Annotated in this window: 21 protein-coding genes; 14 read left to right on the forward strand and 7 right to left on the reverse strand. The window is 44.4% G+C overall.

Annotation, left to right across the window (positions count from 1 at the left end):
* Nucleotides 1–18: 18 nt before the first annotated feature.
* Nucleotides 19–1323, reverse strand: coding sequence for an inosine/guanosine kinase (locus tag EXT48_RS02080; protein WP_010374590.1), 1305 nt, complete (start codon nt 1321–1323; stop codon nt 19–21).
* 259 nt (nt 1324–1582) lie between these two features.
* On the opposite strand from EXT48_RS02080, the gene tadA reads away from it, so the two are divergent.
* Nucleotides 1583–2083 carry a tRNA adenosine(34) deaminase TadA gene (gene tadA / locus EXT48_RS02085; protein ID WP_130163438.1) on the forward strand — a complete coding sequence of 167 codons (501 nt, stop codon included), beginning with the start codon at nt 1583–1585 and terminating at the stop codon, nt 2081–2083.
* Here tadA and EXT48_RS02090 read toward each other — a convergent pair.
* The gene (locus EXT48_RS02090; protein ID WP_010374594.1) at nt 2080–2262 is read right to left on the reverse strand and encodes a hypothetical protein; all 183 of its coding nucleotides are present in this window, start codon (nt 2260–2262) and stop codon (nt 2080–2082) included. The two genes, tadA and EXT48_RS02090, sit on opposite strands and share 4 nt — an antisense overlap.
* Before the next feature lie 129 nt (nt 2263–2391).
* Nucleotides 2392–3822, reverse strand: a complete 1431-nt coding sequence (gene mltF / locus EXT48_RS02095; RefSeq protein WP_039491403.1) for a membrane-bound lytic murein transglycosylase MltF — start codon at nt 3820–3822, stop codon at nt 2392–2394.
* A 201-nt stretch (nt 3823–4023) separates the two neighbouring features.
* Here mltF and purL point away from each other — a divergent pair, with 201 nt between their 5' ends.
* The 4 genes from purL to EXT48_RS02115 all read left to right on the forward strand — a co-directional run bounded on the left by purL (nt 4024) and on the right by EXT48_RS02115 (nt 11078).
* Entirely contained in the window at nt 4024–7908 is a 3885-nt protein-coding gene (gene purL, locus EXT48_RS02100) for a phosphoribosylformylglycinamidine synthase (RefSeq protein WP_130163439.1), read from the forward strand.
* Between the two features lie 104 nt (nt 7909–8012).
* Complete coding sequence (locus EXT48_RS02105; RefSeq protein WP_130163440.1) at nt 8013–10565, forward strand: YdbH domain-containing protein; 2553 nt, start codon at nt 8013–8015, stop codon at nt 10563–10565.
* Nucleotides 10566–10568: 3 nt separating this feature from the next.
* A complete protein-coding gene (locus EXT48_RS02110) occupies nt 10569–10748 on the forward strand; it encodes a YnbE family lipoprotein (RefSeq protein ID WP_010374602.1) in 180 nt (59 codons plus the stop codon).
* Between the two features lie 9 nt (nt 10749–10757).
* Entirely contained in the window at nt 10758–11078 is a 321-nt protein-coding gene (locus EXT48_RS02115) for a YdbL family protein (RefSeq protein WP_017216535.1), read from the forward strand.
* A 67-nt stretch (nt 11079–11145) separates the two neighbouring features.
* On the opposite strand, the gene EXT48_RS02120 is transcribed toward EXT48_RS02115, so the two are convergent.
* Both EXT48_RS02120 and waaA read right to left on the reverse strand, forming a co-directional pair.
* Entirely contained in the window at nt 11146–11688 is a 543-nt protein-coding gene (locus tag EXT48_RS02120) for a DUF1415 domain-containing protein (RefSeq protein ID WP_130163441.1), read from the reverse strand.
* Nucleotides 11689–11691: 3 nt separating this feature from the next.
* Complete coding sequence (gene waaA, locus EXT48_RS02125; protein WP_130163442.1) at nt 11692–12960, reverse strand: lipid IV(A) 3-deoxy-D-manno-octulosonic acid transferase; 1269 nt, start codon at nt 12958–12960, stop codon at nt 11692–11694.
* Between the two features lie 145 nt (nt 12961–13105).
* On the opposite strand from waaA, the gene EXT48_RS02130 reads away from it, so the two are divergent.
* From EXT48_RS02130 to hldE, 3 genes are read left to right on the forward strand one after another with little or no spacing between them, the layout of a single operon-like run.
* Nucleotides 13106–14551, forward strand: a complete 1446-nt coding sequence (locus tag EXT48_RS02130) for a capsule assembly Wzi family protein (RefSeq protein ID WP_039491396.1) — start codon at nt 13106–13108, stop codon at nt 14549–14551.
* Between the two features lie 40 nt (nt 14552–14591).
* Nucleotides 14592–15188 carry an SIS domain-containing protein gene (locus tag EXT48_RS02135; protein ID WP_039491395.1) on the forward strand — a complete coding sequence of 199 codons (597 nt, stop codon included), beginning with the start codon at nt 14592–14594 and terminating at the stop codon, nt 15186–15188.
* Nucleotides 15185–16633 carry a bifunctional D-glycero-beta-D-manno-heptose-7-phosphate kinase/D-glycero-beta-D-manno-heptose 1-phosphate adenylyltransferase HldE gene (hldE, locus tag EXT48_RS02140; RefSeq protein ID WP_130125794.1) on the forward strand — a complete coding sequence of 483 codons (1449 nt, stop codon included), beginning with the start codon at nt 15185–15187 and terminating at the stop codon, nt 16631–16633. Before EXT48_RS02135 ends, hldE begins: the two co-directional genes overlap by 4 nt.
* On the opposite strand, the gene EXT48_RS02145 is transcribed toward hldE, so the two are convergent.
* Nucleotides 16630–17343, reverse strand: a complete 714-nt coding sequence (locus EXT48_RS02145; protein ID WP_130163443.1) for a 3-deoxy-D-manno-octulosonic acid kinase — start codon at nt 17341–17343, stop codon at nt 16630–16632. The genes hldE and EXT48_RS02145 overlap by 4 nt on opposite strands.
* Nucleotides 17344–17450: 107 nt before the next feature.
* Here EXT48_RS02145 and EXT48_RS02150 point away from each other — a divergent pair, with 107 nt between their 5' ends.
* From EXT48_RS02150 to glpG, 6 genes are all read left to right on the forward strand, one after another.
* The gene (locus EXT48_RS02150) at nt 17451–18518 is read left to right on the forward strand and encodes a glycosyltransferase family 9 protein (protein ID WP_130163444.1); all 1068 of its coding nucleotides are present in this window, start codon (nt 17451–17453) and stop codon (nt 18516–18518) included.
* A complete protein-coding gene (gmhB, locus tag EXT48_RS02155; protein ID WP_130163445.1) occupies nt 18511–19065 on the forward strand; it encodes a D-glycero-beta-D-manno-heptose 1,7-bisphosphate 7-phosphatase in 555 nt (184 codons plus the stop codon). The genes EXT48_RS02150 and gmhB overlap by 8 nt, the downstream gene beginning before the upstream one ends.
* A gap of 214 nt (nt 19066–19279) precedes the next feature.
* Complete coding sequence (locus tag EXT48_RS02160; protein WP_010374617.1) at nt 19280–20476, forward strand: glycine C-acetyltransferase; 1197 nt, start codon at nt 19280–19282, stop codon at nt 20474–20476.
* A 43-nt stretch (nt 20477–20519) separates the two neighbouring features.
* Complete coding sequence (tdh, locus tag EXT48_RS02165) at nt 20520–21545, forward strand: L-threonine 3-dehydrogenase (RefSeq protein ID WP_010607622.1); 1026 nt, start codon at nt 20520–20522, stop codon at nt 21543–21545.
* 104 nt (nt 21546–21649) lie between these two features.
* Nucleotides 21650–21967 (forward strand): thiosulfate sulfurtransferase GlpE, encoded by a 318-nt coding sequence (glpE, locus tag EXT48_RS02170; RefSeq protein ID WP_130163446.1) that lies wholly within the window; start codon nt 21650–21652, stop codon nt 21965–21967.
* Nucleotides 21964–22791, forward strand: a complete 828-nt coding sequence (gene glpG, locus EXT48_RS02175) for a rhomboid family intramembrane serine protease GlpG (protein WP_130163447.1) — start codon at nt 21964–21966, stop codon at nt 22789–22791. The genes glpE and glpG overlap by 4 nt, the downstream gene beginning before the upstream one ends.
* Before the next feature lie 53 nt (nt 22792–22844).
* Here glpG and EXT48_RS02180 read toward each other — a convergent pair whose 3' ends face one another.
* Nucleotides 22845–23240 (reverse strand): flagellar basal body-associated protein FliL, encoded by a 396-nt coding sequence (locus tag EXT48_RS02180; RefSeq protein ID WP_039491379.1) that lies wholly within the window; start codon nt 23238–23240, stop codon nt 22845–22847.
* Nucleotides 23241–23264: the final 24 nt, after the last annotated feature.

Genomic DNA, 23264 nt, shown 5'->3' on the forward strand with positions numbered 1-23264 from the left:
TAAACATGCTGAGGACCGTTATTGTTCCCAGTATGATTGCTCTAGTGAGTCTTCACGCTCAGGTAGGCCTCGAGATAGCCTTGGTGAATGCTGAACGAGTACCTCATAGCTTGCACGGTTTGCATATTTGCTTATCTGTGCCAAAGATGAATAGGTAATAGCACTTTGTTCATGCTTCGCCGAGTTTGGGACATTTAGCTTATGATATTCATTGGCGCAAATATCATGCAGAACAGCGGCAAGGGCACAGTCACCGGCACCATTCGTATTCTTGATGATATCCGGTCCACCCATGTAAGGAGCGGTATGGCTGTATGCCCTGATCGGCTGTTCACATTGGGCTTTTTTCATCGCGCGTGAGAATTCGTAGCGATTAAATTCAGGAATAGCACCAGGCAGCAACGGGTATTCAGTCACACGCTTGCAGCTGTCATCAACATAACCCGCCATAAACAGCCCTTTAGGGCCAGCGGTACAAATGACCAAATCAACCCAGTCCAGTGCTTTATCCGCAGCGAGAAGTGGATCGCTAAAGCCTGTGATCGCCTCACCTTCTTCTTCGTTCATCGCAAGGATATCAACATGTTTAGCAACGAAATCAGCCCACCACTTGGGGTCTTGTTCAATTAAGAACTTAGTGCCAAGCGTCAATACTACGGGGATGCCAGCATTATTGGCATACTCAACCGCCTGCATCGTTGCTTGTGTCATGGTTTCGTCGCCACTCGTGCGCATCAAATAAGCGCTGATCACTAACGCCGATGATTCTTCGATAAGCGTTTGGCAAATAGACTCAGGACGTAGGTGGTTCATTAATCCTGCGCTGATAGCAAAAGTTCGCTCACCACTGTCATCGATAAGCGTAAAACAACGACCAATGGGGCCATCAACTGGCTGCAAGTAGTCCAGATCAACTCGGCTTGAGGTGTTACATAAAAATTTATAGGCGTAGCTGCCAATCTTTATGTTTTCACTCATCACCCCAAGCAGTACTGAGCGGTCATCTGCTAGCACTGAATAGTTGTGCATGGTGTTACCTATGGTACCGCCGGCAAATTCATAGTCGATCATGTCATCACGTTTTAGCCTATCATAAAGGGCGTTGGTGACATCATTGTCTATCACTTGTGACATACCACGCTGTAAGTGGAATTCATCAAGAAAAGCTTGATCCACTTTCGCTTCGATATCAACGACGATTTGATCTATACCACAGATATAGCTCCTTTTTAGCCGATCATCAGCGTGTAACTGGTTAATAAGCGGATCTTTATCTTCCACCGGAAAATAGTGTTTATGCCTACGGCGTCCCGGAAATTTCATATTCTACCCGTGTGTTTTTGAGCTTACGAAATAAAAAAAGCGGCGAATTATAGCGTAAATCCAACCCTGTGAGCCACGGCAAAATTGCGAAAATTATCAATAATGTCCGCAAAATATTAAAAAGATGTTGGTAACATCCTGAGTTTGCTTATAAAAGCAGCTGTATTGGTGACTATGATTATTTAAGAATAGCAGCTTAACCAGAGCTCTGCTGGAGGTGATATACTCCATTTTAGGTGAGGACGACTATAAAATTACCATGTCAGAAGTAAAAGATGATCAATATTGGATGAAAGTGGCGTTAGCATTTGCTGACAAAGCTGAAGCCGAAAACGAAATTCCTGTCGGCGCTGTTGTAGTGAAAGATGGTGAAATGATAGCTGCGGGCTGGAACCGTTCAATTACCTGTCATGATCCTTCGGCTCACGCTGAAATGATGGCTATTCGAGAAGCTGGCAAAGTCGTTGAAAATTATCGGCTGATTGATTGCACTTTATATGTGACGCTTGAGCCATGTCCTATGTGTGCTGGTTTACTGGTCCATAGCCGCTTGAGCCGAGTGGTGTTTGGTGCCTCGGATGCAAAAACGGGCGCGGCTGGTTCGATAATGAACTTGTTACAGCATGAAAAGCTCAACCACCAACTAGAAGTTACATCGGGCGTACTGGGTGAGACATGTGGCGAAAAGCTGTCTGCATTTTTTAAGCGCAGACGCCAAGAGATTAAAGCAGCAAAAAAGTTGAAAAACGGTAGTACTTAGGGTTGTACTACCGCAGTGGCTGTTTTCGCGTCCCTTTGCTCTTCCATTTGAATTAGCGCAAAAATACGATGGCGCAAGAGCATTTTACGATGTGCATTTTTCATCATGACACGACGGCGATTTGGCGACGTGTATTTGGTGTTACGTTTAAATTGATGATTCCGACGTCTTCTCAACATAGAACCTCCGAATGTGAGAGATTAGGTGGGGGTAACGCCCCCAAATATTAATTTAGTATAAATACGCTATGCCTATGACAGATTTATGACCTTTTGAAGCATTTATCAAGCCAGTTTAGTAAATATAAATTACTGTTGCTTCTCGACTTCACTGGCTTTGTCTGGATTATCAACCGGAGTCGTTTGCGAAGAGGCTTTACTGCTGTCAGGTAGGAGTGCACCGTTGTCTTCCAACCACACAAGTGCATCATAATAGCGGCGAATATTATCTACATACGTTACCGCGACATCACCACGAGCATATCCATATCTTGTATTTCGATAGTAGCGCTTTTTAGTAAGTAGTGGTAGTCGTTTTTTAACGTCTGCCCAGTTATTCGGATCGCCTCCTTGATCCGCAGTAATGTTACGTGCATCTCGCACATGTCCCCAGCCCACATTGTAAGAAGCAAGGGCAAGCCAAGTACTATCGGGCTGCTGTATTTCTTCAGGCATACGGTCGAATAAAATACGTAGATATTTGGCACCACCTTCAATATTTTGCTGTGCATTGAGGCGGTTTGTCACGCCAACTTTTTTAGCCGTGGGTTGTGTTAGCATCATGATGCCACGAACCCCAGTAGGAGACTTAGCTCTGGGATCCCACATTGATTCTTGATAGCTGACTGCAGCCAGCAAACGCCAATCGATATTGTGCTGTTTCGAATAACTTTTAAACCATTTGAGATAGTTTGGTAAAGTACTATGTACAGCTTCGACAAAGGCTAAGGTGTTTACATAGTTAAACTCTTCGATATGACCAAAATACTTCTCTTCGAGTGTGGCCAAAAAGTTGTTTTGTTGTACTCGAGCGAAAAATGCAGGCAGCAACGCATATAACGAATCGTCTTTTTCATTACGCATCATCCACGCCACATGTTCATCTTTTGTAACTGAAAACGCAATACTGACGGTCGGGTGGTAGCGTCTAAATAGGGCCAGTGAATGTGAGTCTGTAATGGTGTAGTCAATCTCTCCATCAATGATGGCCTGAAGCAGCTCTTCCTCACCTTTATCTGAGACAACCTCCCAACTCAAATGAGGATGGCTTGTTTTCGCCTCTTCAAGCGCAATAACATGATTGCTGTGTGCAAGTACGGTAATTGGCGCTTTAATATCATCAAAGTCTCTTGGCCACTCTCTCCCTTGTTTGTACACGAGCTTTTGACTGATCATTCTATACGTTGGGCCAAAACGATATTGTACTGTTCTTGATGGGTGAAAGCTCACCGCGGAGGCGACGATATCTAAGTCTCCGGCATCTAGCCTTGCAAATAACTCATCTAAGTTAAAGTAAGGAACAATGTGTAATTCAACACCAAGCTCATTGGCAAATTCACTCGCCAGTTCATATTCGAACCCTTGTTCTCCAGTGGTGCCTTGGTAGTAGTTTCCCGGGCCCGCGAGCGTGCCAACACGTAATACCTTATTTTGTTTTACATGTTGCAACTGATTAAGAGGGGCTTTGTCGCACCCAACTAAACAGATGACAACAAAGCACATAAAGATGTATTTAAACATGGCCTAGGTTCTCTTTTGCGCTCGAAATCCCAACTTACCGCAGCAAAATCATAATTGCAAAAGCCGAATTAACTTAAGGTAATGATAGATTTGCATGATATTTTCTAGTTTTGACAAATTAGTGTTAATTCCGCGCGCTATTTCCACTATAATGAGCGCCCAAAGATATCGTTCAATCCTTAACCCCGGATGAAAATACCTATGTTAATCCTACGTGGTGCACCTGCACTTTCAGATTTCAAAGTCCAAAAGATCCTTAAAACCTGCGCTGCAGCTCAATTACCAGTTACCAATGTTTATGCCGAGTTCATGCATTTTGCTGATTTAACGGCTGAGCTTTCAGAGGCTGAGTTAACTAAGCTAAACAGCCTGTTAAAGTATGGACCGACTATTACGGAGCACACGCCAGAGGGCAAACTGATCTTGGTAACACCAAGGATCGGAACTATCTCTCCTTGGGCTTCTAAAGCGACAGATATTGCAAACAACTGTGGTCTTACGCAAGTACACCGTGTTGAGCGTGGTATTGCTTATTATGTTGAGGGTGAACTAACACAAGCTCAGTTCGACGAAGTTGCACAATTACTTCATGACCGCATGACCGAATCTGTTCATGCAGAGCTTGATGATGCAGCTAAATTATTCCGCACGGAAACGCCTCGCCCAATGTCTTCGGTGGATATTCTTGGCGGCGGCCGTGAAGCACTCGCGGTTGCGAACGTTGAGCAAGGCTTTGCACTTGCTGATGACGAAATTGACTACTTGGTAGAAAGCTTTGAAAAGCTTGGCCGTAACCCTAATGACATCGAACTGTTCATGTTCGCTCAAGCAAACTCTGAGCACTGTCGTCACAAAATTTTCAATGCTGATTGGACTATCGATGGTGTAGAACAGCCTAAGTCGCTGTTTAAAATGATTAAAAACACCTACGAAACCAATAGCGACAACGTATTGTCGGCGTATAAAGATAACGCTGCGGTAATGGTTGGTTCTAAAGCGGGTCGTTTCTTCCCAAATACAGACGGCGAATATGCTTACCACGAGGAAGATATCCACATTCTGATGAAAGTGGAAACGCACAACCACCCAACGGCGATTGCCCCATTTTCTGGCGCATCAACAGGTTCAGGTGGTGAGATCCGCGATGAAGGTGCAACCGGTCGTGGTTCTAAGCCAAAAGCTGGTTTAGTTGGCTTTACGGTTTCTAACCTTCGTATTCCGGGTTTTGAGCAACCTTGGGAAACTAACTTTGGTAAACCAGGACGCATTGTTAATGCATTAGACATCATGCTTGATGGCCCACTTGGTGGCGCTGCATTTAACAACGAATTTGGTCGTCCAAACCTATTGGGTTACTTCCGTACTTACGAAGAAAAAGTAGAAAGCCATAATGGCGCTGAAGTACGTGGTTACCACAAGCCAATCATGATCGCTGGTGGTTTAGGTAACATCCGTGAAGATCACGTGCAAAAAGGCTCAATCCCCGTAGGTGCTAAGCTAATCGCACTTGGTGGTCCTGCAATGAACATCGGTCTTGGCGGCGGGGCTGCTTCATCAATGGCATCTGGCCAATCAAACGAAGATTTAGATTTTGCTTCTGTTCAGCGTGAAAACCCTGAGATGGAACGCCGTTGTCAGGAAGTGATCGACAAATGTTGGCAGCTTGGCGATGATAACCCAATTGCGTTTATTCACGATGTGGGCGCGGGTGGTTTATCAAATGCATTTCCTGAGCTTGTCGACGACGGTGGCCGTGGTGGTAAATTCCAGCTGCGTAACATCCCGAACGATGAACCTGGCATGGCACCACACGAAATCTGGTGTAACGAGTCGCAAGAGCGTTATGTATTGGCAGTTGCAGCTGAAGACTTTGCTCGCTTTGAAGCAATTTGTAAGCGTGAGCGCGCACAATATGCGGTAATTGGTGAAGCGACAGAAGAGCGTCACCTAACAGTCGCTGATAGCCACTTTGATAATAATCCTGTGGACCTGCCACTAGACGTATTACTTGGCAAGCCACCTAAAATGCATCGTGACGTTGAGTCAAAGCGTGTAGTGGGTACAGCATTAGATACAGCTGGTATTGAGCTTGAAGATGCAGCTAAGCGTTTACTTCGCCTACCAACGATTGCTGAGAAAACATTCCTTATCACGATTGGTGACAGAACCGTAACGGGTCTGGTTGCACGTGACCAAATGGTTGGCCCTTGGCAGGTACCAGTCGCTAACTGTGCGGTAACGGCGGCAACTTACGATACTTACCACGGTGAAGCGATGTCGATGGGTGAGCGCACCCCTGCGGCACTACTTAACTATGGTGCATCGGCTCGTCTAGCGGTGGCTGAAGCGTTAACCAATATCGCTGGTGCTAATATCGGTAGCCTAAACAACATTAAGCTTTCGGCAAACTGGATGGCGGCTGCGGGTCACCCTGGTGAAGATGCGGGTCTTTACGAAGCGGTTAAAGCGGTTGGTGAAGAATTATGTCCTGCATTAGGCCTTACAATCCCAGTTGGTAAAGACTCAATGTCGATGAAGACTCAGTGGGATGAGAATGGCGAAGAAAAGTCAGTGACTGCGCCATTATCACTTATCATCACTGCATTTGGTCGTGTTGAAGATATTCGCAAAACAGTCACGCCTGAGCTTCGTACTGATAAGGGTGAAACCAGCCTATTCCTACTTGACTTAGGTGCTGGTCAAAACCGTCTTGGTGCCTCAAGCTTAGCGCAAGTGTACAAGCAACTTGGCGACAAGACACCTGATGTTGACAGCCCTGAGCTGTTAAAAGGCTTCTACAATGCGGTACAAGCATTAGTTGAGTCAGGCAAGCTTATCGCTTACCACGACCGCTCTGACGGTGGTCTATTCACCACTGCTGCGGAAATGGCGTTCGCAGGCCACACAGGTGTGAGCATTGAATTAGATGCGCTGCAAGGTACAGACTTAGAAGTGTTATTCAATGAAGAGCTTGGCGCAGTATTGCAAGTTCGCAATGACGATATCGCTGCGGTTGAAGCGGTATTTGCTGAGCACGGTATTGCTGAAATTGCACATCGCATCGGTACGCTAAACGGTGAAGACAAGATTATCTTTACTCGTGGCGGTCAGGCAGTACTTGAAAACACTCGCACTGAGCTTCGCACTATCTGGGCTGAGACTACTTACCAGATGCAAGCACTACGTGATAACCCAGATTGCGCGAAGCAAGAATTTGACGCTAAGTTCGATGACAAAGATCCGGGCCTTAACGTTAAACTAAGCTTTGATCTAAACGAAGATATTGCAGCGCCTTACATTGCAAAAGGGGTGAAGCCTCAAGTTGCCATCTTGCGTGAGCAAGGCGTTAACTCACATATCGAAATGGCGGCAGCATTTAACCGTGCTGGCTTTGCGGCAATCGACGTACACATGAGCGATATCCTTGAAGGTCGCTTAACGCTAGAGCAATTCAAAGGCCTAGTGGCATGTGGTGGCTTCTCATACGGTGACGTTTTAGGTGCTGGTGAAGGCTGGGCTAAATCAATTCTATTCCATGACTCAGCACGCGAGCAATTCCAAGGCTTTTTCCAACGCCAAGATACTTTCAGCTTAGGTGTGTGTAATGGCTGTCAGATGCTTTCTACATTGAAAGAGTTGATCCCAGGCACGGAAAACTGGCCTCGTTTTGTCACCAACAAGTCAGAGCGTTTTGAAGCGCGTTTCAGCTTAGTTGAAGTACAGCAAAGCCCGTCAATTTTCTTTGATGGTATGGCTGGCTCTCGCATGCCAATCGCGGTATCACATGGTGAAGGTCATGCTGAGTTTGCAAACGAAGCGGCGGTACAAACGGCACTGAATTCAGGTTCAGTTGCTGTGAAGTTTGTTGATAACTACGGTGATCCAACCACTCAGTACCCAGCTAACCCGAATGGCTCTCCTGCTGGTATTACGGGCATGACGTCAACAGACGGTCGTGCAACTGTGATGATGCCGCATCCAGAGCGTGTATTCAGAGCAGTAGCAAACTCTTGGCACCCAGATGAGTGGCAAGAAGATAGCCCTTGGATGCGTATGTTCCGCAATGCGCGTAAGCTAGTAGGCTAACGAAATTAAAAAAGGTCACTTCGGTGGCCTTTTTTATTCATGGCTCGATAATTATCTATCGGGTACACTGAAAAGGAAATACCAATCATATTTTAGGGATACGAATGAAAAAATGGCTTTGGAGCTTAGTGTTGATACTCAGTGTTTTCGTGGGTGTTTACCTTGCCAGAGTTCCTTTGTCGCTCTGGGCCATTAAACATTTTATACCAGTTAATGAACTTCAGGTCAGTTGTCTTGACTGGCGTTTGTCGGGCTTCAATCGTATCCATATTACAAAAGCATGTGTGCAGACAGATGCGTTTAATGCCCAGCTTTATGATACGCAACTAAGCATGCGCCAAGTCAATATTAAAAAAGCGGACATGCAACTTCTTCCGCCCAAAAAGTCAGATGCAACTCGGCCACAGCGCCTCGCATTACCACTCGACATCACCAGACCCAAAATGCATGTAGCCAAGCTCTCTATATCTGGCGAGCCATTACCAAAGCCATTAGTTGTGTCGATTTCGGAGTCCGAGCTGAATCAATTTGTAGTTTCAGGTGACATTGCTGCAGAAGTTACGTTGCAGCCAGAGCGTATTGCTGCAAATATTGATCTTAGTGGCGAGTACCTCAGCGCTTTGTTACCTCCTCAGATCCAAGCCCTTTCAGGAACTAGCCAACTTGAATTCGATGGTCTAGCTATGGACGCAGAGCTAGAACTTGAAACTTTAGTGGCGCTTGAACAGGCTGAGTGTAAAGGTACCGTTGCGTATATAGGCGCTGTGTCAGGGCGCTATGATTTAGCCTCGCAGCAGGGGAAGATAGCACTTGCCGAGCCGATTTCAGCGAAATCAACGCTTAATTGTCTTACTTCTGAATATACCAAACTGTTACCGACCACTTGGCAGCTTCGTATACCGAGTGAAATTACTATTTCTGCGGATTCAATTGCGACAGATTTACTTCAAGTGACAGGTAAAGATAAACCGTTACAGCTTGAAGTTAACGAGTTGGCAGTCGACTTAACTGAGCCTTTCGTCAATGGTGATATTCGCCTTGAATTTTCCGATGAAAAGTGGGGCGCGCATACACTGGCTGGAGCGCTTATTGCGCGGCCAAATTTTGTTAATATGAGCGGGGAAATCACAAGTGACCTTCAAAAGCTTACACTGCAAGATGCTATTGCTGAGAATCTCGAGCTCAATAGCCGCTTCAAAATATCGGGTGATCCAACCGAGCTAATTACAGTTGAGGCTCAGCCGAGTATATTCTCAACCCAGTTGTTGACATCAGATTTGGTGATTGATAATCCATCTTTGACGCTTGATTTACATGCGCAGCTAGATGTGCCAAAACTCAAAAGTGGGCATCTACTACACAGAGTCTTACCTGAAGGAATGAGTTTTGCGATAACGCTTGATTCAAAACTGCAAAACCTGAGTGTTGAGAATGTAACAGCAAAACAGAGTGAGTTGAGCGGGCGAGTTGTGCTCAAGCCTACACATGATTTTGATATCAATCTCAACTTAACCAGTGCACAGATACAACAGCAGAATTATAAACTGAATGAGTTTGCGCAGACACTGCACTGGCAAGGCTCAGTCGCGACCGGAGAAATCTTTTCAACCTTGTCTGGCAATACTAAGGTAGCAGAAGTTAACTTAGCTGATCTCAGTTTGAAAAACGTGAGCATTGACAGCAAAGGGCAGCAGAGCCGCGGATTGATGGCGTCACATGTGATTAATATTGATGGTGTAAAGGCGTTGCTTGAGCATCAATATTCAAGCTTAAAACATCCAGCACAAATACACGTGCCCACGCAGCAGCTCACTCAACTTCAGCCATATATTGACGCGCTTTTACCGAACTTAAAAATTACCCATGGTAATTTCTATGCAGTACTCGAAGGGGATTTATCCACGCGCATATTTACCTTAGACGGGAGCGTTCAAAACGGCTCTGCGTTATTTAATGAACGGCTTATTCAAAATGCAACAATTGATGTCTTTGGTCTATTAAGTTCAGCTAATATTCAACTCAAGCCAACCACACTGAGTGTTGAAGAGTTGAGAGCTGGTGTTATCGTTCAAGCAATAACAGGCCAACTACTCAGCGAAGCAGGCGTGGTTAAACTGAAAGATATTAACGCACAGGTTTTTGCCGGTAACGTGGGGGTTGATGAAGTTAGTTTGGTCCCAACGCCGCAGGTCGTTCAGGTATCGCTAGATAAACTGAGTTTGGACCTTATTGCCGCCTCAGGGCATGATGCGGGCGTCGAGCTGAAAGGGCTAATTTCAGGGACATTACCAGTGCAACTCTCTTCATCGGGCGTGCGAATTGACTCTGGTCAAATACACAGTGTTGGTGAGGGGCTGTTAAAGGTGGAAAACAATGCATCAATTAATGCGCTAAAAGAGCAGCAACCTAGCTTACAAACGGTGATCGGTGTACTTGACGAGTTGACCATTGAGCAATTGAGTAGTGGCGTAAATTTAAGTGAAGACGGCTGGTTGGACTTAGATGTTAAAATTACAGGAATTAACAAACTCCAACAACAACCAGTAAACTTTAACTATACACACTCAGAAAATGTGTTTACCTTATTACGAGCCCTACGCTTAAGCGACGAGATTACGCGCGAAGTGGAAAATGCGTTAAATAAAGAGGAGCGTTAGTGAATGAAATGGATGCTAGTGATATCAGCTTTATTGGTATTGAGCGCTTGTACTCATAAGGTGCAAGTAGAAACCAAAGAGCCTATTACGATCAACTTAAATGTAAAAGTAGATCATGAGATCCGCGTGAAGGTGGATAAAGAACTCGACAATTTATTCAGCGAAGACAGCGAGCTATTCTAAGGAGGATTTATGAAGCTAAAAGCAATCTCTACCCTAATTATTGGGCTCAGTATGAGTTTCGCCGCATTCGCAATTTCCATTGACGATGCTAAATCACAGGGTTTAGTTGGCGAAACTACATCGGGCTATCTTGGCGTAGTTAAAAATGGCCAAGGTGTGCAGCAGCTAGTTGATGAAGTGAATGAAAAGCGCAAAGAAAAATACCAGCAATTAGCGAAAAAGAATGGTATTACACTTGAGCAAGTGGAAGCTTTAGCTGCTAAAAAAGCGTATAACAAAACGCATTCAGGCCATTATATTCAAGTCAATGGCAGCTGGGTGAAAAAGTAATACTTCCAAAATCTTACAAGAAAAGGCTGGCTAAACCAGCCTTTTGACTATTTATCCGAAGCTTAGGTTAATTCGCTTTGTGGCATTGCTGAAGCAAATGCTGCCAAAACGCTTCCCCTTTACGCCTTGCGAGACGGATATTATTTTCTGGGATCTGCTCAGGATCGTCATACTCTGCTAATGCTTGAGCCATACTTTCTTCGCGGATCAAGTGGAGTGTTGGGTAGGGCGCGCGGTTAGTGTAGTTTGCTGCGTCATGCTCATCGCTATCAGCGAAAACATAATCAGGATGAAAAGTGGCAATTTGATAAGTGCCTTCAAACCCTTGCGCTACTAATAAAGCGTTTGCTAGGTCGACGAGATCCAAAAAGTCGTCAAAATTGCTAAAACCTTTATCAAATATAACTAGTGTTGTTTCTCGCTCTGGCTCATGGTTTAACTCTGAGCACTGCTCTAACATATCCATCACGGCATCGTCGTGGCTTATCGCTTGAGACACGAAATAATGAATGCTTTTACTTTCAACTTCCTGTCGAGCAAACGGGCAAAAGTTGTATTTCACAATGACTTGGCTAACCCAGTTTTGCATTGTAGAGATGACTGTATTCATGAATTATTCCAAGCTCTTATTGATTAGTTTCATGGTTTTAGCAATAGCCCCGGTATTTTCAACTAGTACCGATTGAGCGTTAGCACCGATTTGCGTTCGAAGCGATTTATCTTCAAATAGCGTAACAATTTGAGCAGCAAGCTTGTCCTCATCATCGACTACAATGGCACCTTGTTGCGCGATAAGTTGAGGGTATATATGCGCAAAATTATAGGTATGTGGGCCGGTTAATATTGGCACACCATGAGCCGCCGCTTCTAGTGGGTTATGACCGCCGCGCTCAATCAAGCTACCACCAATATAGGCGATATCGGCACCGCCAAATAGCCACTTTAATTCCCCTAAAGTATCCGCTAACAAGACCGAAGCTTCTGCGTTTATACCGTTACTACTCTTTCTGGTAAAAGCGATCTCTTGTTCACTGAGGTAGTCAGCAACCGCTTGAAACTGCTCGGGATGGCGAGGCGCGATAATGAGTAACGCATTACTTACCTGCTTTAATACTCGCTGATGTGCAGCAATGACTTGCTCATGCTCCTTAGGATGCGTAGATCCTGCAAGCCAAATTAACCGCTCGGGGTAATTTGCTTGAAACTGTCTTGCCTTTGCAACTTCTTCTTCGGTGATTGAGATATCAAACTTGATTGAGCCGGTAATGTGAAGCTTAGATTGAACAAGCCCGAGCTTGATGAAACGCTCGCCGTCTTCCTCATTATGGGCTGCAAGCAGATCTATGTTGCTCATTAAGCCTTTGGTTAACCATGCATGCTTTTTATAACCTTGGTATGATTTTTCAGAGAGTCTGGCATTGACTACTAAGGTTTTACATTGATTTTGTTTGGCGTAATGAAAAATATTAGGCCACAGCTCAGTTTCCATCACAATAAGGAGTTTGGGCTTCAAGGTAATGAAAAACTTTCTGACCGCAAAAGCAAAATCTATAGGTAAATAACAGACATGTACTTGTACATTGCTGTGAAAAGCTTTTGTTATCTCTTCTCTACCTGTCGGGGTGTTACAAGTGACAATGATTGGAGCTGCAGCTTGTTCTTTAAGTATTGATTTTATGAGAGGTGTGGCTGCAAGCACTTCTCCAACGGAGGCGCAATGGATCACAACAGCATGTGGCGGCAGCTTGTTTAGGTTAAAGCCAAGGCGCTCTGTAAAATGAGTTCGATAGTCAGGGTTTTTCCTACCTCGAATAAAATACAGATAACTCAATAAAATAGGTGCTAATACTAGCAATAATAAGGAATATAGTCGGCGCGCCATAGGAGTCGCTTAAGCTCAAAAATCAGTATTTTACCTTGTTCCAAGGCGAAATTGAATGAACAACACAATTTTACACAGTTCAACAGATGCCTAGGGGCTTTTGGTTTGGTAGTATTTAGCGCATTAAAAGTAATGGAATAACAAAATGAATTTAGCTCGAGTACTCGCTTGCTGTAGTTTATTAGCTTCGAATCTCGCTTTTGCGAGCCCCACAGCTTATTTACCCATTGGACAAGATCCGCTGTTGGAATATCAAATCGATAAAATGTTTGCGTTGACCGTTGGTACGCCTATGGCAAAGCCTTACCGTATCAGTGAAATCAAGATGCATTTGATGAAGCTTAGGCATATTGACGCCACATTACAGCAGAGTATTAGTCAGGGGATTGCACCTTATCTGCAGGACGATGCGTTGACACAAAGATCGATAACACTGCGTGTTGATAGCGGTGAAGAAAAGCAAATAGCCAACGACAGAGGTAATTACAGCGGTGAATATGCTGAATTGGGGCTCGGTGGTGTTTGGCGTGGAAGCGAATCAAGCATTTTACAAATTGGTGCTGAGTATCGAGTAGATGCAAACAAACTTGTTCCATACAATACTTTTTATGGCATGTCCTACGGTAACTTGCAGCTTAATTTAGGATATAAAGAACATTGGTTTTCACCATTTAAGCATTCGGCTCAAGTATATTCTAATAACGCTAGACCCTCATTATCAGCTTCTTTGGGTTTAGTTGTGCCTATTCGAAATTGGTGGAACTTCGATTTTGAGCTGTTTTATTCTGAACTAGAGAAAGTCCATGACGGGATTCGTTTTCAAGGCACGCTTCACGATGGAACACCTAAAATAGCGGGTAGTCACTTTAGTATAGAGCCATTAGCTGGATGGAAAATCGGTCTAAACAGAGTCATGCAATTCGGAGGCGGGCCTAGAAAAGTAGATTTTAAGGATTTTGTTAAGGCATATTTTGACCCTGTTGGAAACGATAATAAGATAGGTGATCTCACTCAAGATGATGAACTGGGCGATCAATGGGCAACTATCACGACCAGCTTTACCACAAATTACGGCACTCAAGCACAATGGTATTTAGAATACGGTGGTGAGGATAGCAATAACCATAAAAACTATTTGTTTGGTAATACGGTTGTCAATGTTGGCGTTTTTCTCCCTCAATTGACTTCAACGACTTCATTACGCTATGAGTTTACTGATATGGAAAGCTTATGGTATGTAAACGAAATTTACGATACTTATGGCAATACGATCGACGGATTTGGCGTTGGGCATTTTGCTGCAAACCATCGCCAGTTCGATGATGGTGCACCGACGCAAATTCACGTTTTAGAAGGTACTTACCAATCAGATTATCGTTCATTATGGCGAGCTAAGCTTTCAGTTATCGATAATGAAAGTAATTATTTGAATGAACTTGGTGAGCTTGGCGCTGAGTACGAACGTGGCTACGAGTTTGAGCTGGCGCATATTGGTGAAGCTTATAGCAAGCAAATCGAAACGAAATTAACCTTGGGTAAAGATGTCTTCGGTGAGAATTACACTTGGTTATCAGTCCATGTATACTGGTAGGTATCACGCGGGACAAGCATAGAATAGTTTAGGAACAAATATGTCATTGAATGAACAAGTAGCACAAAGCTACTTCGCAAGCTTACAGCGCCATGTTGATGTTTTTGAAACAATGGCAAACTATCACCAAGAATGTGTTGAGCTACTTGAAGCATGCCAAAGCACGTTAGCAGCCGGTGGTAAGGTCATTTGGTTTGGTAATGGTGGTAGCGCGGCAGATGCGCAGCACCTAGCTGCAGAATTTGTGGTGCGTTACAAATTAGAGCGCGGTCCTTTAGCTTCGATTGCATTAACTACCGACACCTCAATTTTGACCGCGCACAGCAATGACTATCACTTTGACTCAGTATTTGAACGTCAGGTTCAGGCACTTTGTAAACCAGAAGATATGGTGATTGGTTTAACCACATCAGGTACGAGCCCTAATATCAATTTGGCACTTCAAGCCGCAAATGAAATTGGCGCGTTTACCGTGGCATTGACAGGTAGAACTGGTGGCAAAGTGAAGGACATTGCTAAATTACCGATTATTATCGCAAACGATGAGACAGCGCGTATTCAAGAAGCGCATATGTTTATTGGTCACTGGCTATGCGAAGCGGTCGATATGCTCGTTGCGGCGGAGCAAAAAGCATGAAGTTAGCGGCGCTTCAACAGCTAAATAAAGCCAAGGTATTGGTGGTTGGCGATGTGATGTTGGATAGATACTGGCATGGAGATACTGGGCGCATTTCTCCTGAGGCTCCAGTGCCTGTGGTGAAAGTCAGCGCATTAGAAGACAAAGCTGGTGGTGCGGCGAACGTTGCCAAAAACATCGCTCACCTAGATGGTAAAGTGGGTTTGCTTGGACTTATCGGCGAAGATGACAATGGCAAAACGCTTGAGGCTATTCTTACCAAAGAAAATATTGAATCTAGCCTAGTTAACGTCGTTGAGCTGCCGACTATCGCAAAAATGCGTGTGATCAGCCGTCATCAGCAAGTGGTTAGACTCGATTTAGAAGAGCCCTTTCAGTTATCTCACAGTCAACTCCTGCTTGAGCGTCTAAAGCAAGAAGTTGATAAGTATGACTTTGTGTTGTTTAGCGACTACAACAAAGGCGCTTTGTGCGCCATTTCAGAAATGATTGCGGTGGCTAAAGCTGCTGGTAAAACGGTACTTATCGACCCTAAAAATAGTGACTTGAGCCTCTATCAAGGTGCTGATTTTATTACGCCTAACTTAAACGAATTTAAACTCGCTGGTGGAGACACAAGTAGCGAAGAGGCACTCACCTCTAGTGCGCGCGAACTCCTGAAAACGTCAGGGATCGGCGCTATGTTGCTGACGCGCTCCGAGCAAGGCATGTCTTTAATAACCAATACTGAAAAGTTTGATTTCCCAGCTCAAGTACAGGAAGTAAGTGATGTTACGGGAGCTGGTGATACCGTGATCGCCACACTGACGACGATGTTAGGCGCTGGAATGTCTGCTAAAGACGCGGTGGAAGTAGCAAATATTGCCGCAGGTATTGCCGTGAGTAAATTAGGCGCTGCAACGGTGTCACCGGAAGAGTTGAGTCGCAAACTGGGTCAGTATCTTAGAGAAACGGGCGAGCACTACCAAACGCCGTTTGAAGAGGTGCTTAAGCACATTACTTTTGCCAAGCAAAATGGCGAAACCATTGTATTTACCAACGGCTGCTTTGATATTCTCCATGCAGGACATGTGCGTTATTTAGCGCAAGCTAAAGCGATGGGTGACAGACTCGTTGTTGGGTTAAATAATGATGAATCGATCTCGCGTCTTAAAGGGCCTGAACGCCCAATCAATCCACTGAAAGAGCGGGCTATGGTGTTATCTGCACTCGCTTCTGTGGATTGGGTTATTCCGTTTGGCAGTGTTGAAGAAAATGATACACCAGCTAAGTTGATAGAAATGGTCAGCCCTGACATTTTGGTCAAAGGTGGTGACTATAAAGTGGAAGATATTGCAGGTGCAGAGCATGTGCTTAATCAAGGTGGAAAAGTCGAGGTGTTAGCATTTTTGGATGGCTGCTCGACTTCCAATGTGATTAAAAAGGCACAGTTACAAAAAAGTTAACGTGCGCTGCGATAGGCTTGCATTAATACTTGCCACTGATTTTCATCAAAATAAAAGGTCGGCCATTTACCGGCCTCTTTTTTAAATGAACGTTGCAAACGCTCCATGTTTGCGTGCTGCCAACTTAAGTTTGGCTGCATGATTTTGCCCTTATCAAAATCAATTAGAAATACTTTGCCGTCGGCATCAAATAAAATATTGTTGATGTTCAAATCATCATGATAGGCACCGGCTTGATGAAACTGAGCAACGGTGCGGCCGATACTTTCCAGCTCATTTGTGCTAAGCGTTCTTGTTTGCAAAATTTCGCAAACACTGGTGGCATCAGACACCGCTTCGGTCAAAATATCTGCACGATAAATACCAAAATGAAGCGATATTCTTGCGCCAAGTGGTGTTGGGACTGGTAAACCTTGTCGTTGTAGTTGCTCTAGCAAAGCAAACTCTTGATACACGCGAGTATTTTCTAGTTTGGTAAAAATATATTGATCACTCAACAGCTTGCCGATTAAGCCGCCACGATAATAGTGCTTGAGTACCGCTATGCCTTGATTAAACCGCACGAACCACGCCGTTGCTCGTCCTTCTTTCGAGCCGACAATCGCATTATTTTTCTGCCAATATTCAGGGGAAAACATTTCTTCTGAAACATCATAATCTAGGGCTGAAGGCGTTAGTAAATAGCTATGCGGCTGTTTGGTGATTTGCACAATATAGGATTCTTAAGAGTCAATTGTGACATTCTAACTATTTTTCATCCTCAGTGAAACTTGCAAACTTGTTTGATTAATTTAAGATCAAGCGCTTGTTACTTTCCATGAGAACTATTGTTTTGAGCAAATCCTTGACCTCTATTTGTATTTTGCGACTTTCTGCGATTGGCGACGTATGCCATGCAGTGAGTGCTGTACAGGCGATCCAACGCGCACATCCGCAAGCGAAAATAACGTGGGTGATAGGTAAAGTGGAAGCCATGTTACTGGCTGACCTACCCGGTGTTGAGCTCGTCGTATTTGACAAAAAGCAGGGTAAAGCCGCGCTCAAGGCGTTAAAGGCAAAGTTCAAAGGGCAAAAGTTTGACGTATTACTACATATGCAGGTTGCGTTAAGAGCCAACCTTGTTGCGCGAGTTATTCCTGCAAAGCAAAAGATAGGCTTTGATAAAGGGCGCTCAAAAGAGTTACACAGTTTGTTTATTAACAAGCGGATCGCACCTCAACAGTCGCCACATGTGCTCGAAGGTTTCCAAAACTTTGCCCGTGCAATTGGTGCTGAGTGCGGTGAGCCAACATGGCAGATGCCAGTGACGGCAGCTCATCAAGCTGCGGCAAAATCACTGTTGCCCGAAGGGAAAGTGTTTGTGATATCGCCTGCGGCGAGTAAAGCCGAGCGCAATTGGCTTCCTGAGCGTTATGCTAGGGTTGCAGATCATGCTGCTGAATTGGGGTTTCAGGTAGTGATAACGGGTGGCCCAACGGAGCTTGAGCAAAATTTAGCAGCCGAAATTCAAAAACACAGTCAAGCTGAGTTATTAAACTTAGTGGGAAAAACTGACTTGAAAACCCTACTTTGTGTGTTGGAGCAAGCCGAATTGGTGCTAGCACCTGATACCGGGCCTGCTCATATGGCCGTGACAGTTGGAACGCCGGTGATAGGTTTGTATGCTCACTCCAACCCAACTCGCACAGGGCCATACATGTATCAAGACTATGTGGTTGAGGTTTATCATCAAAACCTCATTGCGCAAAAGGGTAAAACTGCTGAGCAATTACCGTGGGGAACACGGGTAAAAGGTAGCGAACTCATGTCTCAAATTTCTGTTGATGCTGTTATTACGATGTTTGAGCGGGTAATAAAAGAGCAGGGGATTGTGACCAATGCATAAGGCTGTATTTTTAGATAGAGACGGTGTTGTTAATAAAGATCACGCCTACGTTTATAAAATCGCGGATTTTGAGTTTATCGACGGGGTATTCAGTGCCTGCCAAGCATTTAGCAAAGCCGGCTATAAAATTGTGGTCGTGACGAATCAGTCGGGCATTGGCCGAGGTTACTATAATGAAGCACAATTTCACGCGTTAAGCGAGTGGATGTGCGCGCAGTTTAAGGCGCATGGTGTTGACATCGCTGGTGTTTATTTTTGTCCTCACCACCCTGAAAAGGCACAAGGCCCATATAAAGTAGAGTGTGACTGTCGTAAACCAGAACCCGGGATGCTGCTGCAAGCGATAGCCGAGCATGACTTGGATCCTGCGCAAAGTGTTATGATTGGTGACAAAGTTTCAGACATCAAGGCTGCCCGCGCTGCTGGCGTAAAAACAGCCATTTTAGTTGAGTCTGGGCAGAGTTTTAGTCAAGAGCAACAACAGCTCGCGGACAAAGTATGTGCTTCGTTGGCGGAGGTACCAGCCGCACTATGTTTGTCTGAGTAAAATAAAGTTTGCTGCCAGTTGTCGCAAATCGTGCATTTATTGTGTGAACCTTTTAAAATAAAGATATCTTTTAATGTACCAGGTATGATTGAATTGGTACGTTCCAATTAACTTGAGCTAATTAGCACAAGCGTAAACTTCTGATAGTGAGAATGACAACCGCCTATGGCGATACGTAGCTTACTATCACCGTGCAAAAAATGGAGACTCCCAGATGAGAGCATCGGCCTTCTACAGCCAGCTTCAGCAACAAATTGAAGAAGTAAAAGCTGAAGGATTATATAAAAAAGAGCGTATTATCACTTCTCAGCAGCAAGCTGAAATTGCAGTATCGACTGGCGAAAGTGTAATTAACTTCTGTGCAAACAACTATCTAGGTTTGGCGAACCACCCAGAGCTCATTAAAGCGGCGCAGGGTGGCCTTGATGACCATGGTTTTGGTGTCGCGTCGGTGCGTTTTATCTGTGGTACGCAAGATATTCACAAAACGCTTGAAGCAAAGATCAGTGAATTTCTAGAAACAGAAGATACTATCCTTTACTCTTCATGCTTTGACGCCAATGCTGGTTTATTCGAAACTATCTTAGGCCCTGAAGATGCAATTATCTCGGACTCATTAAATCACGCTTCTATCATTGATGGTGTGCGTTTATGTAAAGCTAAGCGTTTCCGCTACGCTAACAACGATATGGCTGATCTTGAACAGCAGTTAATAGCCGCTGATGAAGCTGGTGTGAAAACCAAGCTTATCGCCACCGATGGCGTATTCTCAATGGATGGCGTTATTTGTAACTTAAAAGCGGTTTGTGACTTAGCGGACAAGTATGACGCATTAGTGATGGTTGATGATTCACACGCGGTGGGTTTTGTCGGTGAAAATGGCCGCGGAACACCGGAATACTGTGGTGTATTAGACCGAGTGGATATCATTACAGGAACGCTTGGTAAAGCACTTGGCGGTGCATCGGGCGGTTACACCTCTGGTAAGAAAGAAATCGTAGAGTGGTTACGTCAGCGTTCACGTCCTTATTTATTCTCAAACTCGCTAGCGCCTTCAATTGTTACAGCTTCAATCAAGGTACTAGACATGATGAAAGAAGGCGATGCCCTACGTGCTAAACTATGGGATAACGCAGCTTACTTCCGTACTAAGATGGAAGCTGTTGGCTTTACTTGTGCGGGTAAAGATCACGCGATTATTCCGGTTATGTTAGGCGATGCCAAAGTGGCCTCAGAAATGGCTGACAGACTGCTAGCTGAAGGGATCTATGTGATCGGTTTCTCTTATCCTGTCGTGCCAAAAGGTCAAGCTAGGATCAGAACACAAATTTCAGCTGCGCATACGACTGAGCAGCTAGACAAAGCAATCGAAGCCTTTACCCGTATTGGTAAAGACCTAGGCGTCATTTAATTTTGCCACCGGCTTAAGCCGGTGCAGCTAACGAGCGAATACTATGAAAGCATTATCCAAGTTGAAAGCTGAAGAAGGAATTTGGATGGCGGATGTGCCAAAACCGGAAGTAGGGCACAACGATCTATTGATCAAAATCCGTAAAACAGCAATTTGTGGTACCGACGTACACATCTACAAATGGGATGAGTGGGCACAAAACACGATCCCAACTCCAATGGTTGTGGGACACGAATACGTAGGTGAAGTGGTCGATATGGGCCAAGAGGTACGTGGCTTTAGCATTGGCGACAGAGTATCTGGTGAAGGTCATATCACATGTGGTCATTGTCGTAATTGTCGTGCTGGTCGTGTTCACTTGTGTCGTAACACCATTGGGGTAGGCGTTAACCGCGAAGGTTCATTTGCAGAATACCTAGTTATTCCTGCTTATAATGCGTTTAAGATCCCTGACAACATTTCTGACGAACTCGCTTCTATCTTCGACCCATTCGGTAATGCAGTGCACACCGCATTGTCGTTTGACTTAGTTGGTGAAGACGTCCTCATTACTGGTGCGGGCCCTATTGGTATTATGGCTGCGGCAGTGGCGAAACACGTCGGGGCGCGTCATGTGGTTATCACAGATGTAAACGAATATCGCCTTGAACTTGCCACTAAAATGGGTGCTACGCGAGCAGTAAATGTTGCCAACGAAAGCCTCGAAACGGTTATGAAAGATCTTGGTATGACAGAAGGGTTCGATGTTGGGCTGGAAATGTCAGGTGTTCCTTCTGCATTTAAAGGCATGTTAAACAGCATGAACCATGGTGGTAAGATTGCAATGCTGGGCATTCCTCCTTCTGACATGGCGGTGGATTGGAACCAAGTGATCTTCAAGGGTCTAGTGATCAAGGGTATTTACGGTCGTGAAATGTTTGAAACTTGGTACAAAATGGCAAGTTTGATCCAGTCAGGCTTAAACCTTGACCCAATCATTACACATCAGTTCCATGTTGATGACTTCCAGACTGGCTTTGATACGATGATTTCAGGGCAATCAGGTAAAGTTATTCTGAATTGGGATTAATGCTCAACTTTGCTTAGTGCATGTATGAGTAGTTATAATAGGAAGACGGCTAGGTCAATAAGGCTTAAGCCGTCTTTTATTTTTTAGTTTTAAATGGGTAACACATGTCTTTTAAACATATTTCAGTAGCAGACACACAGGCGCTTTTAGGCAAAGATGATGTTGTGGTAGCAGACATTCGCGATGAAAATACCTTTTCACAAGGGCATATTCCAGGCGCCGAACATTTATCTAACGCTAATCTTGCACATTTCATGCAGGAGAAAGAGTTTGACCAACCCATTGTTGTGGTGTGTTATCACGGGATCTCCTCACAAGGCGCAGCTAACTACCTAGTTGAGCAAGGCTTTGAAGATGTTTACAGTATGGATGGCGGTTTTACGCAGTGGGCAAGTGAATTGCCAAACGAGATTGAAAAGTGAAGTTAATAGCCCATTATCACAATGCACGGCTAGCACAAGGTGCGGTCGATTATTTTAAGACGCAAGGAATTTATTGTGTTTTGCAAAGTCACGATGGGCAACAAGTTGAAGTTTGGCTAGAGCGTGGTGATGAAGCACTTGCTATGCGTCTTTGGCAAACGTTTTTGGAGCAACCCGAGGCAGAGTTATATCAAGCGGCTTCTTGGCAAACAGGAAGTACACAAGGGTTATTTAGCTACCAAGGCCAAAACTTAAACTTAGTAAAGCGCTTTTTGGGATTGAACTGGTTATTACAGGGCGTTTTTGGTGTCAGTATTATTATTTTTGTCGCCATGTTATTTGGTGACGCTAATGGCATCTTTTCTGCGCTACGTTTCTCCCTAGATAAACCTTGGACTTGGATAGCGCCTACACTCATACATTTTAGCGCCATACATTTGATTTTTAATTTAAGCTGGTGGTTGCACCTTGGCGCGCAAATTTCAGAGAAACTAGGGCTCTGGGCATTAGTTTGCATCTACTTTGTAACTGGCTTAACCAGTAATTTTATGCAGTACCTATTCGTTGACGCTAATTTTGGTGGACTAAGTGGTGTGGTCTACGGATTACTAGGCTTTTGTTGGGTAATTGGTCATCGAAATCCTGCCGGAGAGGCTTTGGTCTCTAAGCCTGTTATTGGTTTTATGCTGCTTTGGATGCTGTTTGGATTTACGGATATGTTTTTCATCAACATGGCTAACTGGGCGCATTTGTTCGGATTGCTATCAGGTATGTTGGTTGCGGTATTTTGGCCTATCAACAGGCAACGCAAAGAGAATAGCTAGTTACTTCGAACTCGGGATTTAGCGCTTCCGAGTTCTTGTATGAGTTGATTCGGTTAGTGATATAAATATTTGGTAAAAAGTACATCACGAACAATTTCCTGCCCAGTTTCTTCTTTTAGCAGTGTCTTTAGCTTTTCAGCACAGCGTTTTCTGATTTCTTCTCTGCCAGTTAATGATTTAATGGTTTCTTCATTTTCTTTACTCAAGATCTGTACGATTGCATCTCTTAGTAAAGGAGTATGGTGTTCAACCACGGCAATATTTGCAACGTCATTTAACATTAGGTCAACGGTAACACGGACATAACCGAGTTTTTTGTTGGACTGGCCTATGTAGTTTGTGATGATATCTGGCTCAAATCCGTAATACCCAATAGTTGAGTCCGCTTTTACAGGGGAAGCCGTGGTTAATGCAATGCATAATGTGAGTACAACAGCCAACAGTCTCATGTTTAATTAGGTATCCTAATACAA

The sequence above is a fragment of the Pseudoalteromonas sp. CO348 genome, from assembly GCF_004208845.1.
Classification (GTDB): domain Bacteria; phylum Pseudomonadota; class Gammaproteobacteria; order Enterobacterales; family Alteromonadaceae; genus Pseudoalteromonas; species Pseudoalteromonas maricaloris.

Coding starts and splice junctions, on each gene's coding strand:
- EXT48_RS02080 (WP_010374590.1), bottom strand. CDS start 1,323: ATGAAATTTCCGGGACGCCGTAGGCATAAACACTATTTTCCGGTGGAA.
- tadA (WP_130163438.1), top strand. CDS start 1,583: ATGTCAGAAGTAAAAGATGATCAATATTGGATGAAAGTGGCGTTAGCA.
- EXT48_RS02090 (WP_010374594.1), bottom strand. CDS start 2,262: ATGTTGAGAAGACGTCGGAATCATCAATTTAAACGTAACACCAAATAC.
- mltF (WP_039491403.1), bottom strand. CDS start 3,822: ATGTTTAAATACATCTTTATGTGCTTTGTTGTCATCTGTTTAGTTGGG.
- purL (WP_130163439.1), top strand. CDS start 4,024: ATGTTAATCCTACGTGGTGCACCTGCACTTTCAGATTTCAAAGTCCAA.
- EXT48_RS02105 (WP_130163440.1), top strand. CDS start 8,013: ATGAAAAAATGGCTTTGGAGCTTAGTGTTGATACTCAGTGTTTTCGTG.
- EXT48_RS02110 (WP_010374602.1), top strand. CDS start 10,569: ATGAAATGGATGCTAGTGATATCAGCTTTATTGGTATTGAGCGCTTGT.
- EXT48_RS02115 (WP_017216535.1), top strand. CDS start 10,758: ATGAAGCTAAAAGCAATCTCTACCCTAATTATTGGGCTCAGTATGAGT.
- EXT48_RS02120 (WP_130163441.1), bottom strand. CDS start 11,688: ATGAATACAGTCATCTCTACAATGCAAAACTGGGTTAGCCAAGTCATT.
- waaA (WP_130163442.1), bottom strand. CDS start 12,960: ATGGCGCGCCGACTATATTCCTTATTATTGCTAGTATTAGCACCTATT.
- EXT48_RS02130 (WP_039491396.1), top strand. CDS start 13,106: ATGAATTTAGCTCGAGTACTCGCTTGCTGTAGTTTATTAGCTTCGAAT.
- EXT48_RS02135 (WP_039491395.1), top strand. CDS start 14,592: ATGTCATTGAATGAACAAGTAGCACAAAGCTACTTCGCAAGCTTACAG.
- hldE (WP_130125794.1), top strand. CDS start 15,185: ATGAAGTTAGCGGCGCTTCAACAGCTAAATAAAGCCAAGGTATTGGTG.
- EXT48_RS02150 (WP_130163444.1), top strand. CDS start 17,451: ATGAGAACTATTGTTTTGAGCAAATCCTTGACCTCTATTTGTATTTTG.
- gmhB (WP_130163445.1), top strand. CDS start 18,511: ATGCATAAGGCTGTATTTTTAGATAGAGACGGTGTTGTTAATAAAGAT.
- EXT48_RS02160 (WP_010374617.1), top strand. CDS start 19,280: ATGAGAGCATCGGCCTTCTACAGCCAGCTTCAGCAACAAATTGAAGAA.
- tdh (WP_010607622.1), top strand. CDS start 20,520: ATGAAAGCATTATCCAAGTTGAAAGCTGAAGAAGGAATTTGGATGGCG.
- glpE (WP_130163446.1), top strand. CDS start 21,650: ATGTCTTTTAAACATATTTCAGTAGCAGACACACAGGCGCTTTTAGGC.
- EXT48_RS02180 (WP_039491379.1), bottom strand. CDS start 23,240: ATGAGACTGTTGGCTGTTGTACTCACATTATGCATTGCATTAACCACG.